Raw genomic sequence first — 13,089 nt, forward strand, 5'->3', positions numbered from 1 at the left:
GATGGACGACCTTAAGCTGCTCCGCGACCTCGGGGCCGAGCTGGAGCACGGGCCGCCGCCCACGCTCGTCCGCCAGCGCACGCGCTACCTGCAAGAGCGGCCCCGCCGCCGCTGGAACGCCTGGTGGACGGCCGGCCTCGTCGCGGTCGCGACCGTCTGCGCGGTCGCCGTGCCCACGGTGCTCGTCTCGCCGAGCCACCTGGCGGGACCACTGGCAGGGGGCGAGGCGGTGGACGTGAGCGGCGCCATGAACGTGCTGCTGATCGGCTCGGACACCCGCAAGGGCGAGGGCAACGCGAAGTACGGCCCGCGGAGCCAGGACGGGGGCCAGCGCGCCGACACCATCATCGTCGTCCACGTGCCGGCCGACAGGAGCCGGGCCACCGCGGTCAGCGTCCCGCGCGACTCGCTGGTGCGGGCCGCGCCGTGCACGTCGGGCCCGGCCAGGACCGTCATGATCAACGCGCTGTACGACGAGGGCGGCGCCGCGTGCCTCAAGAAGACGCTGGAGAAGCTGACCGGCCTGCCGCTGCGCCACACGATGGCGGTGGACTTCGCCGGGTTCGAGGACATGGTGGACGCGCTCGGCGGCGTCACCGTCAAGGTGCCGAAGCCCGTGAACGAGCCGAAGGCCAAGCTGCGGCTGCCCGCGGGCGAGCAGGTGCTCGACGGCGAGAAGGCCCTCGGGTACGTGCGGCTGCGCTACTCCGGCGACGGCTCCGACCTGTCCAGGATCAAGCGGCAGCGCACGGTCGTCATGGCGCTGCTGAAGAAGGCGCAGGCGGCCGTCGCGATCCCGGGCAAGCTCCAGGAATTCCTCGGGGTGGTGCGCAGGACGGTGAAGACGGACCTCACCGTCGAGGAGATGTACGCGCTGGCCGTCCAGCTCGCGGAGACCGAGGTCAGCCTCACGGTGGTGCCCACGGCCGAGCATCCTGAGGACCGCAACCGGCTGCAGTGGAAGCAGCCGGAGGCGGGCAGGCTGTTCGCGTCGCTGAAGTAGGAGCGGAGCCTGCCCGGGCGGGGAGGCTGTACGCGTCGCTCGATCAGGAGCGGAGTCTCTCCGGACGGGAGACTCATGGGGTGCCCAGGGGAGGGGCGCCTCAGGCGCGGTCTCAGGTGCGGCCGCGGTAGTGGCGGCGCAGGGCGATGCCCGCCGCCACCCCGCCCGCGAGCGCCCCCACGCCGGCCGCGATGGGCAGCGCCGTCATCGTGGCCTTGCGCCCGGTGCGGAAGTCCCTGATCGGCCAGTCGTGCTTCCTGGCGTGCTCGCGCAGCTCGCTGTCGGGGTTGATCGCCACGGCCTCGCCGACCAGGGACAACATCGGCAGGTCGTTGGCCGAGTCGCTGTAGGCGGTGCAGCGCGTCAGGTCGAGCCCCTCCCTGCGGGCCAGCGCGCGCACCGCCTCCGCCTTGGCGGGGCCGTGGAGCAGGTCGCCGACCAGCCGCCCGGTGTAGACGCCGTTGCTGGTCTCTGCGACGGTGCCGAGCGCGCCCGTCAGGCCGAGCCGCTGCGCGATGACCCTGGCCAGCTCGACCGGGGTGGCGGTGACCAGCCAGACCCGCTGGCCGGCGTCGAGGTGGCTCTGGGCGAGCAGCCGGGTGCCGCCCCAGATGCGGTCGGCCATCACCTCGTCGTAGATCTCCTCGCCGAGGCGTACGACGTCGTCGACCTTGGCCCCGGCCACGAACGCCAGCGCGGTCTCCCTGGCCACCGCGATGTGCTCGGGATTCTCGTTGCCGCGCAGCCGGAACACCGCCTGCCCCACGGCGAACTTGAACAGGTCGGACGTCGTGAACAGCCCGCGCGTGGCCAGCCCTCTGGCGAAGTGGTAGATCGAGGCGCCGCGCATCATCGTGTTGTCCACGTCGAAGAAGGCCGCGGCCTCCAGATCGGGCTCGACCGGCGTGATCGGCGCGACCGTGACCGCCGCCTGCGCCGCGGCCTCGCCTGCGACCTCGGGCTGCACTTCCTGTCGTCGTCGCATAAGCCGCCACATGGGCTTCAGCTTACTTACCTACTCGGGCGCGACCAGACCTTCGATGTAGTCGAGATAGTCCTCCGCGCGGGCCAGGTCGGCCTCTCCGAGCTGGTCCAACATGGGTTCGACGACCTCCTGCTGATCCCGCGCGAACTTCTTGATCTTCGGGGAGCGCGGCTCGGTCCGTTCGAGGCGTTCGATGCCCGCGCGCGTCGAGTCCTCCATGTCCTTCAGAGTCTTGTTGATCAGCGGGGCGTCGGCGGTGGTGGAGCCGAGCAGGGTGGCGACCTCCTTGGCGCGGGTCTTGGCCGAGTCGAGCTCGCGCTCGCCGCGTTCCGCGCCCGAGCTGAGCCGGACGAGCGTGGTCTCGGCGGCGCGCTTGAGCGGGTAGAGCGAGTCGCCCGGCACCGCCTGGTAGGTGGCGAAGGAGGAGACCATCATCGCCGCCACCAGCCCCACGGCGGCGAGCTGCGACAGCAGCGGGCGGCGCCGCGCGGGGCGGCTGCGGCGCGGGCGCTCGGCGACGGGCTCGTCCGCCTCCTGGGCGAGCGACAGCAGCTCTGCCCGCAGGCGTTCCTTGAAGGCCGGCTCGGGAGCGCCGAACGGCAGCTCCTGGAGTTCGGTGAGGTGATCGAGCACGCGCTCCCGCCGCCTGCGCGCACTACTCATGCCGGCTCCCGGACCTTCCCGCTCGTGACAATGGCCTAACGACGCGCGGTCGGCGTAGGTTACGCCAGGTCGTGCTTGAGAGCCCTGGCCAGCGACCGTACGGCCCGGAACTGCAGCGCTTTGATCGCTCCACTCTTCTTCCCCATGATCAGCGCGGTTTCCGCGAGCGAGAGGCCGTGCAGGAAGCGCAGGACGACGCACTCCTGTTGTTCGGGATTGAGATCGCGTACGGCACGCAGCACCCGGTCGTTGATGATGGCCGTGACCACGGCGTTCTCGGGGATGTGGGAGCCGTCGAGCGGGACGTCGATCACCTCTCCCGTGGTGACCTCCAGCCGGTAGCGCCCCGACTTGAAGTGGTCGGTCACCAGGTTTCTCGCGATGGTCACGAGCCAGGCGCCGAAGTCGCGGCCCTGCCAGGTGAAGTCGCCGATCCGGCGCAGCGCGCGCAGGAAGGTCTCACTGGTGAGGTCCTCCGCCAGCGGGTGGGACCCCACCCGGAAGTAGATGTAGCGGTAGACGAGGTCGACGTAGCGGTCGTAGAGCGTGCCAAAGGATTGCGTGCATCCGTTCTTGGCGTGCATCACCAGCGTGCGGAGGTCGTCGGGCACATCTTCGTGCACGACGAGCTCGCCCGTCCGGGCAGGTCCAGCGACGGCTGGAGCGAGCAGCCCGGCGAACGGCGACGAGTCAGGCATCCGGTATCCCTAGGGGTAAGGGGTGCGGCGTGCTCGAACACTCTAGAAATCAACCGGAAATTCCACAATCCACAGCGTGATGGCATGACTAGGCGTAATCGGCAGATACCGTGTTGGACCGACCCGTTCCCTCTTCGGCTACCGGCTGGGAGGCATCGTCCGGCAGCATTGGAGTCACCATGGAGATCCTCGTTGCTGTCATAGCTTTCGCCGGCGCGCTCCTGGCCGCCGTCGCGGCCGGTGCCCTGATCCAACGGCTGCGCGACGACCCTGAGGGATGGCTTGTCGCCTGGACCGTTGCAGTCGTGGCGCTCTGCCTCGCGTTGGGCGTGATCGGCCTCGGCTACCTCATCGGCTTCGGCGGCGTCACTTTCCGCATCTATCAGGTGACGGGATCGTTGCTGGCGCCGCTGTGGCTGGCGGTCGGGCTGGTGCAGCTGCTGTCGGAGAAGGCTCCGCCGAGGTTCCTGGCGTGGCTGGCGGGCATCGCGCTGAGCTTCGTGACCGTGGTCATCATGGTGTGGGACCCGCTGAAGAACGAGGAGATGGGCAGGTCGCTGCCGGCCGCGTCCAACCACTGGAACCTCTTCCCCGGCTACCTGCTGATCGCCGTGCACGCCGTGGCCGTGGTCCTCATGCTGGCGATGCTGGTGGTGGCCGGGATCAAGTGGCGCAACGGCGACGAGTACGACACCGACAACCTGCACGCGACCGTGGTCATCGTGCCGTCGGGGCTGGCGCTCGTGGGCGCGATGCGGTTCGCGGTGCCGCCGCTGTTCACGACGGCGTTGCTGGCGGTGGCGGGAGCGGCGGTCTGGTACACCGTGCTGCGGCCGCTGGCGCCGTACGAGGACGACGACGAGGACGACTTCGGTCCCGACGGCGACGAGCGCCTCTCGCGCCGCGAGGAGCGCTCTCAGCGCCGCGAGGAACGGGTGCCGCGTGACGAACGGATGCCGCGCGGCGACCGCGCCCCGCGCGACGAGCGCCCCATGCCGCTGGACGAGCGCCAGATGACGCCCGGCGACCGTCCCATGTTCCGCGACGAGCCGCAGGGCGACCGCCCGATGTTCCGCGACGAGATGCCGGGCGGCGGCGGGCGCAGGGGCATGCCCGAGCCGATGCAGGCGGCCGAGATGTCGCCCCCGCCGCCGCGCAGGGCGTCGGGTCTGGGGGATCTGGTGGCCGAATATCGCGCGGGCGACCAGGAGGTCGACTACGCGGCGCGGATGGCGCCACCGCCCGACGCGGGGCCTTCGACCGGCTACATCATGAACGGCGCGCCGCCCCAGCGGCCCGACTACACCCTGTCACCGTCGGCGCCCGGCACCGGCGCGGTCTTCCCCGGCGCCGACGTGTTCACCCCCGCCCCGCAGCAGCCCGGCTCCGGCCGGCTCTCGCCCACCATCTACGGCCTGCTCACCGTCTTCACCCTCATGGACGGGGCGGGAGACGCGTTCGACCGGCTGGCCGAGGCGACCGTCGAGGCCGTGCGCAGGGGCGAGCCGGACACGCTCGTGTACGCCTGCCACGCGGTGAAGTCGGCGCCGCTGCAGCGCATCGTCTACGAGCTCTACCGCGACGAGGTCGCCTACCGCGATCACCAGCGCCAGCCGCACGTGGAGCGGTTCGTCAACGAGCGGCAGACGATGGTGCTGGCCACCAACGTCATCGAGCTCGACGTCAACGCCGCCAAGGTGGTGCCGCTGCCCACCGTCCCGTACTGACCGCGGCCCTCGTTCCGCCGGCCGTCACGTCTCGGACGTGGCCTCCCGTCTCCCCGGCCGTCACGCTCCCGTTCGCGCCGCCGTCACGTTGCGAGCGCGGCCCTCAGCCTGGCCTCGTCGACCCGCCAGAAGTCGTGCTGGACCCCGTCGATCAGCGTCACCGGGATCATCTCCCAGTATTTCTCGGTCAGCTCCGCCGACGACTCGATGCTGACCTCCTCCCACGGCACGCCCAGCTCGCCCGCGACCCTGGCGATGACCTCGCGCGCGTCGTCACACAAGTGACACCCGGGCTTGCCGAGCAAGGTGATGCGATGCATGGAGCAACCGTACCGCCGCCGACTTTGTGCATCGGTTCACAAAGGGATTAACCTGAAAGACGGTTCGATTCCTATCACGCGGTCCCCAAGCCGCCCGTTCCCTGGAGCACCGGCACGTGAAGAGCCCGTCCCAGCCCCGCGACCGCGGCATCCCCGAAGCCACGGTGGCCCGGCTCCCGTTGTACCTTCGGGCGCTGCACGGGATGGCGGAGCGGGGGATCGCGACCGTCAGCTCGGAAGACCTGGCCGTCGCCGCAGGGGTCAACTCGGCCAAATTGCGCAAGGATCTGTCACACCTGGGCTCCTACGGCACGCGGGGCGTAGGATATGACGTCGAATACCTCGTCTACCAGATCTCCCGCGAGCTCGGACTGACCCAGGACTGGGCGGTAGCGATCGTCGGAGTCGGTAACCTCGGCCGCGCGCTGGCCAACTACGGCGGTTTCGTCTCCAGGGGCTTCCGGGTCGCGGCGCTCGTGGACGCCGACCCCGAAGTGGTGGGCGACACCATCGCGGGGTTGAATGTGGAGCACATCGACGAACTGGAAGCCGTGATCGGGCGGCGCGGAGTCTCGATCGTGGTTCTGGCGACACCGGCGGCAGCGGCGCAGGCGGTCTGCGACCGCGTGATCGGCGCGGGCGTCACCAGCATCCTGAACTTCGCCCCTGTTGTACTTTCCGTGCCGGACAGTGTCGATGTCCGTAAAGTCGACCTATCAATCGAACTGCAGATTCTCGCGTTCCACGAGCAACGCAAGGCTGGGGGGCCACTCATGGCGATGGACGGTCAATGAGTGTTCTGGCTGTAGGACTCAGTCACCGGACCGCGCCGGTGGCACTGCTGGAGCGCGTCTCGATGACCGGTGAGGCGCTGGTCAAGCTCCTGCACGACGTACGACAGGACTCCTGCGTCGCCGAGGCCATGGTGATCTCGACCTGCAACCGGGTCGAGGTGCTGGTCACCGCCGACCGCTTCCACGCCGCCGTCACCGCCATCACCGACCTGCTGAGCGTCCACTCCGGCGTGCCCGTCGAGGAGCTGCGGCCGCACTTCTTCGTGCACTACGAGGAGCGGGCCGTCGAGCACCTGTTCTCCGTCGTGTGCGGGCTCGACTCCATGGTCGTCGGCGAGGGCCAGATCCTCGGCCAGGTCCGCCAGGCGCTCAAGCTGGCCCAGCGGCAGGGCACCGTCGGCGCCACCCTCAACGAGCTGGTCCAGCAGGCACTGCGGGTCGGCAAGCGGGCCCACCACGAGACCGGCATCGACAAGCACGGCGCCTCGCTCGTCTCCGCCGGGCTCGCCCTGGCCGGCGACCTGACCGGGCGGCGCGCCCTGGTGGTGGGGGCCGGCTCCATGAGCTCCCTGGCCGCCGTCACGCTCGCCCGCGCGGGCGTCACCGACATCACCGTGGCCAACCGCACCTTCGAGCGCGGGGCCCGGCTGGCGGAGTCCGTCGGCGGGCGGGCGGTCGGGTTCGGCGCCGTGGCCGGCGAGCTGGCCGACGCCGACATCGTCATCACCTGCACCGGCGCCGGCCGCCACGTCGTCACCCCCGCCATGCTGAGCGGGCCCGCGTTCCTGCTCGACCTGGCGCTGCCGCACGACATCGACCCCGCCGTACGCGAGGTGCCCGGCGTCACGCTGGTGGACCTGGAGACGATCCAGGAGTCCGGCATCGGCTCCGCCGAGGGCGACGCCGTACGCACCGTACGCGACCTCGTGGCCGGCGAGCTGCGCGCCTACCTCGACGCCGAGCGGGCGGCGCAGGTCACCCCGACCGTGGTGGCGCTGCGCAGCAAGGCCGCGGGCGTGGTCGAGTCGGAGCTGGGCCGGCTCCTCATGCGCGTGCCCGAGCTCGACGAGCGGGCGCGCGACGAGGTCGCCATGACCGTGCAGCGGGTGGTGGACAAGCTGCTCCACGAGCCGACTGTGCGTGTCAAGCAGCTCGCCACCTGCCCAGGGGGCGATCATTATGCCGAAGCCCTGCGCGAGTTGTTCGACCTGGATCCGAAGATGCCCGAGGCCGTGAGGGAGGTGGAGCTGTGACGACCCGTGCGGGCACGCTGCGGCTCGGCACCCGCCGCAGCCTCATGGCGACCACGCAGTCCGGCATGGTGGCCGACGCCTACACCCGGCGCACCGGGCGCGCGATCGAGCTGGTCGGCGTCACGACCTTCGGCGACGTCACCAAGGCGCACCTGGCCCAGCTCGGCGGCACCGGCGTGTTCGTCAACGCGCTGCGCGACAAGCTGATCGAGGACGAGGTCGACTTCGCCGTCCACTCGCTGAAGGACCTGCCGACCACGCAGGACCCGCGCTTCGTGCTGGCCGCCATCCCCGCCCGCCACGACCACCGTGACGCGCTGGTCGGCACGCACAAGTTCGCCGACCTCGCGCCGGGCGCCAGGGTCGGCACCGGCTCGCCGCGCCGGGTGGCCATGCTCAGCGCGCTCCGCCCCGACCTGGAATACGTCCCGATCCGCGGCAACGCCGACACCCGCATCGGCAAGGTCACCTCGGGCGAGCTCGACGCCGTCGTGCTCGCCGCGGCCGGCCTGGAGCGGATCGGCCGCAGCCACGAGATCGCGCAGATCTTCGAGACCGAGGAGCTGCTGCCCGCCCCCGGCCAGGGGGCGCTGGCCGTCGAGTGCCGCGCCGACCGCGCCGACCTGATCGAGTTCCTGCGCGTGCTCGACGACCCGTCCACCCGCTCCGCGGTGATCGCCGAGCGTGCCGTGCTGAACGCGCTGGAGGCCGGGTGTTCCGCCCCGGTGGGTGCTTTCGCGGCCGATGACGGGCACACTCTGAACCTGACCGCTGTGGTCGTCTCCATCGACGGCCGCGAAGCGGTCCGCAAGTCCGCCGCCGGCTCTCCTTCGGAGGCTGCGAAACTGGGCCGCCTCCTAGCGGCCGAGATGATCGCCGAAGGGGCCGACAGATTGATGGGGGAGCAATCCCATTGAGCTCCGATAGTCCGACCTCCGGTTTCGTCGCGTTCGTGGGCGCGGGTCCCGGCGATCCCAACCTGCTCACGCTCCGCGCCGCCGAGCTGCTCGGCAAGGCCGACGCGGTGGTGCTCGACGACGAAACGCAAAGCCCGCTGCTGCGCCACTGCCGTGAAGGCGTCGAGATCGCCGAGCGCGACTTCGTCAAGCGTGCCGCCCGCGGGCAGCTCGTGGTGCGCCTGTGCGCGGGCGACCCGATGCTGTTCTCCTCGATCACCGAGGAGGTCGCGGCCTGCGCCGCGGCGGAGGTCGACTTCGAGATCGTGCCCGGCGTGCCGCCCGCGACCGCCGTGCTCACCTACGCCGGCATCCCGGCGGCCAGCGCCGTGCCCGAGTTCAGGATCGTCGACGCCGCCCAGGAACAGGACTGGGCCGTCCACGCCGCCTGCCGCGGCACGCTGGTCATCTACAACGGCATCGGCGACGCCGTGCCGATCGGCAAGGCGCTGATCGCGGGCGGCAAGCCCGACACCACGCCCGTCGCGGTCAGCGGCGGCGGCACCACCACCGAGCAGTACACCGTCGTGTCCACGCTCGGCCGGCTCCAGGCCGACCTCAAGCACGCCGGCTTCACCGAGCCCGCGCTGATCGTGGTCGGCGAGGCCGTCGGGCTGCGTGACAAGCTCTCGTGGTTCGAGACCAAGCCGCTGTTCGGCTGGCGGGTGCTGGTGCCCCGTACGAAGGAGCAGTCGCGCAGCCTCTCCGAGCAGCTCGTCGCCTACGGCGCGGTGCCCGAGGAGGTGCCGACCATCTCGGTCGAGCCGCCGCGCACGCCGCAGCAGATGGACCGCGCGATCAAGGGCCTGGTCACGGGCCGCTACGAGTGGGTGGCCTTCACCAGCGCCAACGCGGTCAAGGCCGTACGCGAGAAGTTCGAGGAATACGGCCTCGACGCCCGCGCCTTCGCCGGGCTCAAGGTGGCGGCCGTGGGCGACGCGACCGCGCGCGCCCTGGTCGAGTTCGGGGTCAAGCCCGACCTGCTGCCCTCCGGCGAGCAGTCGTCCGAAGGGCTCGTGGCCGAGTGGCCGCCCTACGACTCGATGCTCGACCCGATCAACCGGGTGCTGCTGCCGCGCGCCGACATCTCCACCGACACGCTCGTGGCCGGGCTCACCGAGCTGGGCTGGGAGTGCGACGACGTCACCGCGTACCGCACCGTGCGGGCCGCGCCGCCGCCCGCGCCCATCCGCGAGGCCATCAAGGGCGGCGGCTTCGACGCCGTGCTCTTCACGTCCTCGTCCACCGTGCGCAACCTCGTCGGCATCGCCGGCAAGCCGCACAACGTCACCGTGATCGCGGTCATCGGACCGCAGACGGCCAAGACCGCCGAGGAGTTCGGGCTCCGCGTCGACGTCATGGCCGACACACCGTCCGCCTCCGCCTTGGCCGCCGCCGTGGCCGAGTTCGGGGCCAAGCAGCGTCAGGCGGCACTGGCCGCGGGCGACACCCCGCGCCGGCCCTCGCAAAACCGCCGTGGCGCCAGGAGGAGAGCCAAATGAGTGCCGCGCAGTTCCCCGTCGCCCGTCCCCGCAGGCTGCGCCGCGGCCCGGCCATGCGCCGCCTGGTCCAGGGCACCCGGCTGCACGCCGCCGATCTGATCCTGCCCATGTTCGTCAAGGAAGGGCTCACCGAGCCGCAGCCGGTGGCCTCGATGCCGGGCGTGTTCCAGCACACACGCGACTCGCTGCGCAAGGCCGCCCACGAGGCCGCCGAGGCCGGCGTGGGCGGGCTGATCCTGTTCGGCATCCCCGCCGTGAAGGACGCCCGCGGCTCGGCCGGCGACGACCCCGACGGCATCCTGCAGCAGGCGCTGCGCGACGTGAACGCCGAGGTCGGCGACGCTCTCGTGGTGATGGCCGACACCTGCCTCGACGAGGTCACCGACCACGGCCACTGCGGCATCCTCACCCCGTCGGGCGACGTCGACAACGACGCCACCCTTGAGCGTTACGCCTCCGTCGCGGTCGCCCAGGCCGAGGCCGGGGCCCACATGGTGGCGCCGAGCGGGATGATGGACGGCCAGGTCGGCGCGATCCGCACGGCGCTCGACGCGGCCGGTCACTCCGGCGTCCCGATCCTGGCCTACTCCATCAAATACTCCTCCGCCTTGTACGGGCCGTTCCGCGAGGCCGCCGAGTGCGCGCCGCAGTTCGGCGACCGCAGTACCCACCAGCAGGACCCCGCGGGCCCGCAGGACGAGGCGCTGCGCGAGGTCCGGCTCGACCTGGCGGAAGGCGCCGACGCCGTCATGGTCAAGCCGGCGGGGGCCTACCTCGACGTCATCACCCACGTCCGCGCCGAGGTCGACGTGCCCGTGGCCGCCTACCAGGTGAGCGGCGAATACGCGATGATCGAGGCCGCGGCGGCCAACGGCTGGGTCGACCGGGACCGGATGATCCACGAGTCGCTGATCGCGATCAAGCGCGCCGGTGCCGACCTGATCCTCACCTACTGGGCCGTGGAAGTGGCACGAGGGCTCTAACCAAGGGGTTTCCCGTCAACTCCTGGGGCCCGTGGGTTAGAGTTGATGGACCAGTGCTGGTGTGTCCCGCGTGTGCGTACAGCCCGGGGTCCGGGACCTCCTCAGGCACTGTGAGGCGACGGGAGACACCATGGTGGGGGTACCACTGGCTCGGCGTACCAAAAAACGCGCGCGGCCGACACGCATCGACGCCGTGCTCGAATACGCCGCCCTGGGCTGGCCCGTCGTGCCCGGCGCCTACCCGCTGCGCACCGGGCCGCGTGCCTGCTCCTGTGACCGGGTCGGCTGTCCCGACCCGGGCGCCCATCCGCTGTCGCCCGCCTGGCATCTGCAGGCCACGACCGACCCGGCCCTGCTCACGCGCTGGTGGCAGGCCGAGCCCGAGGCCGGTGTGATTCTGCCCACGGGGCGCGTGTTCGACGTCTTCGACGTACCGCTCGCCGCCGGACTGTCGGCCCTCACCCGGATCGACGCCGCCGGCGCCCACCCAGGCCCGGTCGCCGCCAACGGCGACCGGGTCTTGTTCTACGTGGCCACGAGGGGCAATCCGGAGGACGAGGACGAGTGGTGGTCGTGCCACCTCGACTGCGACCCCGCGACCATCGACGACACGCCTGGGCTGCGCTGGCACTGCCGCGACAGCTACGTCGTGGCCCCGCCCTCGACGCTGCCCGGCGGCCAGAGCGTCACCTGGCTGCGCGCCCCCGACGGGCGCCCCCTGCCCGACCCGCTGCTCCTGCTGGAGTGGCTGGCCGACTGAGCGACGCGGCTAACCTGGATCGGTGAGCCGTACACAGAAGTCCGACGACCTGTTCGCCCGCGCCCGCCAGATCGTCCCCGGCGGCGTCAACTCCCCGGTGCGCGCGTTCGGCGCGGTGGGCGGCACGCCCCGCTTCATGGCCTCGGGGCAGGGCCCCTACATCACCGACGTCGACGGCAACCGCTACGTCGACCTGGTCTGCTCGTGGGGCCCGATGATCCTCGGCCACCGCCATCCCGCCGTCGTCGAGGCCGTCTCCGGCGCGGTGGCCGGCGGGTTCTCCTACGGCACGGCCACGCAGGGCGAGGTCGAGCTGGCCGAGGCGATCGTCGAGCGGGTCGCGCCGGTCGAGAAGGTGCGGCTGGTCAGCTCCGGCACCGAGGCGACGATGAGCGCGGTCCGGCTGGCCAGGGGCTTCACCGGGCGATCCAAGGTGATCAAGTTCGCCGGGTGCTACCACGGCCACGTCGACGCGCTGCTGGCCGCGGCCGGCTCCGGCGTCGCCACGTTCGGGCTGCCCGACACCCCCGGCGTGACGGGGGCGTCGGCCGCTGACACGATCGTGCTGCCGTACAACGACGTCGAGGCCGTCGAGGCGGCGTTCGCGTCGGCCGAGATCGCCTGCGTCATCACCGAGGCGTGCCCGGCCAACATGGGCGTCGTCCCGCCGCGCGACGGGTTCAACGCGCGCCTGCGCGAGTTGTGCACGGCGGGCGGCGCGCTGCTCGTCGTGGACGAGGTGCTGACGGGCTTCCGCGTCTCGGCGGCCGGCTGGTACGGCCTCGACCCCGTCGACGCCGACCTGATGACGTTCGGCAAGGTCATGGGCGGCGGGCTGCCGGCGGCGGCGTTCGGCGGCCGGGCCGACATCATGGGCCACCTCGCGCCCGAGGGCCCCGTCTACCAGGCGGGCACGCTGTCGGGCAACCCGCTGGCCTGCGCGGCGGGCCTGGCGACGCTGCGCGCCCTCGACGCGGAGGCGTACGCGCGGGTGGACGACGCGGCGCTGAAGGTCGGGCAGGCCGCCTCCGAGGCGCTGTCGGCCGCCGGGGTGCCGCACCGGCTGCAGCGGGCTGGCAGCCTGTTCTCGATCTTCTTCACGGACGCGGAGGTGACGAACTTCGCCGAGGCCAAGACACAGGACACCGCGGCGTTCACGGCCTTCTTCCACGCGATGCTCGACCAGGGCGTCTACCTGCCGCCGTCGGCCTATGAGGCATGGTTCCTGTCGGCCTCCCACGACGACGAGGCGCTCGGCCGCATCGCCGAGGCCCTGCCCGCCGCCGCCAAGGCGGCCGCCGCCGTCCTCTGACCCGACGAGACAGGGAAGGCCGCGACCAGGGGAGTCGCGGCCGATAGGACAGCGGGACCTGGGATCGGTCAGGCGGGCGCACGGGCCGGCGAGCGCGTGGTCGGCTCAGTGGGTGTGGGGCTATGAGGGCGTG

Annotated in this window: 13 protein-coding genes; 9 read left to right on the forward strand and 4 right to left on the reverse strand. The window is 71.5% G+C overall.

Annotated features, from left to right (window positions below; translation table 11 throughout):
- Position 1 precedes the first annotated feature (1 nt).
- Positions 2-1,003, forward strand: coding sequence for an LCP family protein (locus ABFX54_RS01115; RefSeq protein WP_346100950.1), 1,002 nt, complete (start codon positions 2-4; stop codon positions 1,001-1,003).
- A 112-nt stretch (positions 1,004-1,115) separates the two neighbouring features.
- Here ABFX54_RS01115 and ABFX54_RS01120 read toward each other — a convergent pair whose 3' ends face one another.
- The 3 genes from ABFX54_RS01120 to ABFX54_RS01130 are packed head-to-tail and all read right to left on the reverse strand — an operon-like array spanning position 1,116 to position 3,349.
- Entirely contained in the window at positions 1,116-1,988 is an 873-nt protein-coding gene (locus tag ABFX54_RS01120; protein WP_346100951.1) for an HAD family hydrolase, read from the reverse strand.
- A gap of 30 nt (positions 1,989-2,018) precedes the next feature.
- Positions 2,019-2,651: a DUF5667 domain-containing protein gene (locus ABFX54_RS01125; RefSeq protein WP_346100952.1), complete on the reverse strand. Its 633-nt coding sequence runs from the start codon at positions 2,649-2,651 to the stop codon at positions 2,019-2,021.
- A gap of 59 nt (positions 2,652-2,710) precedes the next feature.
- On the reverse strand, positions 2,711-3,349 hold the full coding sequence (locus ABFX54_RS01130) for a sigma-70 family RNA polymerase sigma factor (RefSeq protein ID WP_346100953.1): 639 nt from the start codon (positions 3,347-3,349) through the stop codon (positions 2,711-2,713).
- A 179-nt stretch (positions 3,350-3,528) separates the two neighbouring features.
- Between ABFX54_RS01130 and ABFX54_RS01135 the strand changes: the two genes are divergently transcribed.
- Positions 3,529-5,076, forward strand: coding sequence for an antibiotic biosynthesis monooxygenase (locus ABFX54_RS01135; RefSeq protein ID WP_346100954.1), 1,548 nt, complete (start codon positions 3,529-3,531; stop codon positions 5,074-5,076).
- An 83-nt stretch (positions 5,077-5,159) separates the two neighbouring features.
- Here ABFX54_RS01135 and ABFX54_RS01140 read toward each other — a convergent pair whose 3' ends face one another.
- Entirely contained in the window at positions 5,160-5,396 is a 237-nt protein-coding gene (locus ABFX54_RS01140) for a glutaredoxin family protein (RefSeq protein ID WP_346100955.1), read from the reverse strand.
- Between the two features lie 116 nt (positions 5,397-5,512).
- Here ABFX54_RS01140 and ABFX54_RS01145 point away from each other — a divergent pair, with 116 nt between their 5' ends.
- The 7 genes from ABFX54_RS01145 (at position 5,513) to hemL (ending at position 12,956) form a co-directional block, all read left to right on the forward strand.
- Positions 5,513-6,190, forward strand: a complete 678-nt coding sequence (locus ABFX54_RS01145) for a redox-sensing transcriptional repressor Rex (RefSeq protein ID WP_346100956.1) — start codon at positions 5,513-5,515, stop codon at positions 6,188-6,190.
- Positions 6,187-7,443, forward strand: a complete 1,257-nt coding sequence (locus tag ABFX54_RS01150; RefSeq protein ID WP_346100957.1) for a glutamyl-tRNA reductase — start codon at positions 6,187-6,189, stop codon at positions 7,441-7,443. Before ABFX54_RS01145 ends, ABFX54_RS01150 begins: the two co-directional genes overlap by 4 nt.
- Entirely contained in the window at positions 7,440-8,360 is a 921-nt protein-coding gene (gene hemC / locus ABFX54_RS01155; protein ID WP_346100958.1) for a hydroxymethylbilane synthase, read from the forward strand. Before ABFX54_RS01150 ends, hemC begins: the two co-directional genes overlap by 4 nt.
- Positions 8,351-9,901, forward strand: a complete 1,551-nt coding sequence (locus tag ABFX54_RS01160) for a bifunctional uroporphyrinogen-III C-methyltransferase/uroporphyrinogen-III synthase (RefSeq protein ID WP_428834478.1) — start codon at positions 8,351-8,353, stop codon at positions 9,899-9,901. The genes hemC and ABFX54_RS01160 overlap by 10 nt, the downstream gene beginning before the upstream one ends.
- Positions 9,898-10,884 carry a porphobilinogen synthase gene (gene hemB, locus ABFX54_RS01165; protein ID WP_346100960.1) on the forward strand — a complete coding sequence of 329 codons (987 nt, stop codon included), beginning with the start codon at positions 9,898-9,900 and terminating at the stop codon, positions 10,882-10,884. The genes ABFX54_RS01160 and hemB overlap by 4 nt, the downstream gene beginning before the upstream one ends.
- Before the next feature lie 130 nt (positions 10,885-11,014).
- On the forward strand, positions 11,015-11,644 hold the full coding sequence (locus ABFX54_RS01170) for a bifunctional DNA primase/polymerase (RefSeq protein WP_346100961.1): 630 nt from the start codon (positions 11,015-11,017) through the stop codon (positions 11,642-11,644).
- Positions 11,645-11,666: 22 nt separating this feature from the next.
- A complete protein-coding gene (gene hemL, locus ABFX54_RS01175) occupies positions 11,667-12,956 on the forward strand; it encodes a glutamate-1-semialdehyde 2,1-aminomutase (RefSeq protein WP_346100962.1) in 1,290 nt (429 codons plus the stop codon).
- The last annotated feature ends 133 nt before the right edge of the window (positions 12,957-13,089 follow it).

This window comes from Nonomuraea maheshkhaliensis, assembly GCF_039529435.1.
Lineage (GTDB): Bacteria > Actinomycetota > Actinomycetes > Streptosporangiales > Streptosporangiaceae > Nonomuraea > Nonomuraea maheshkhaliensis.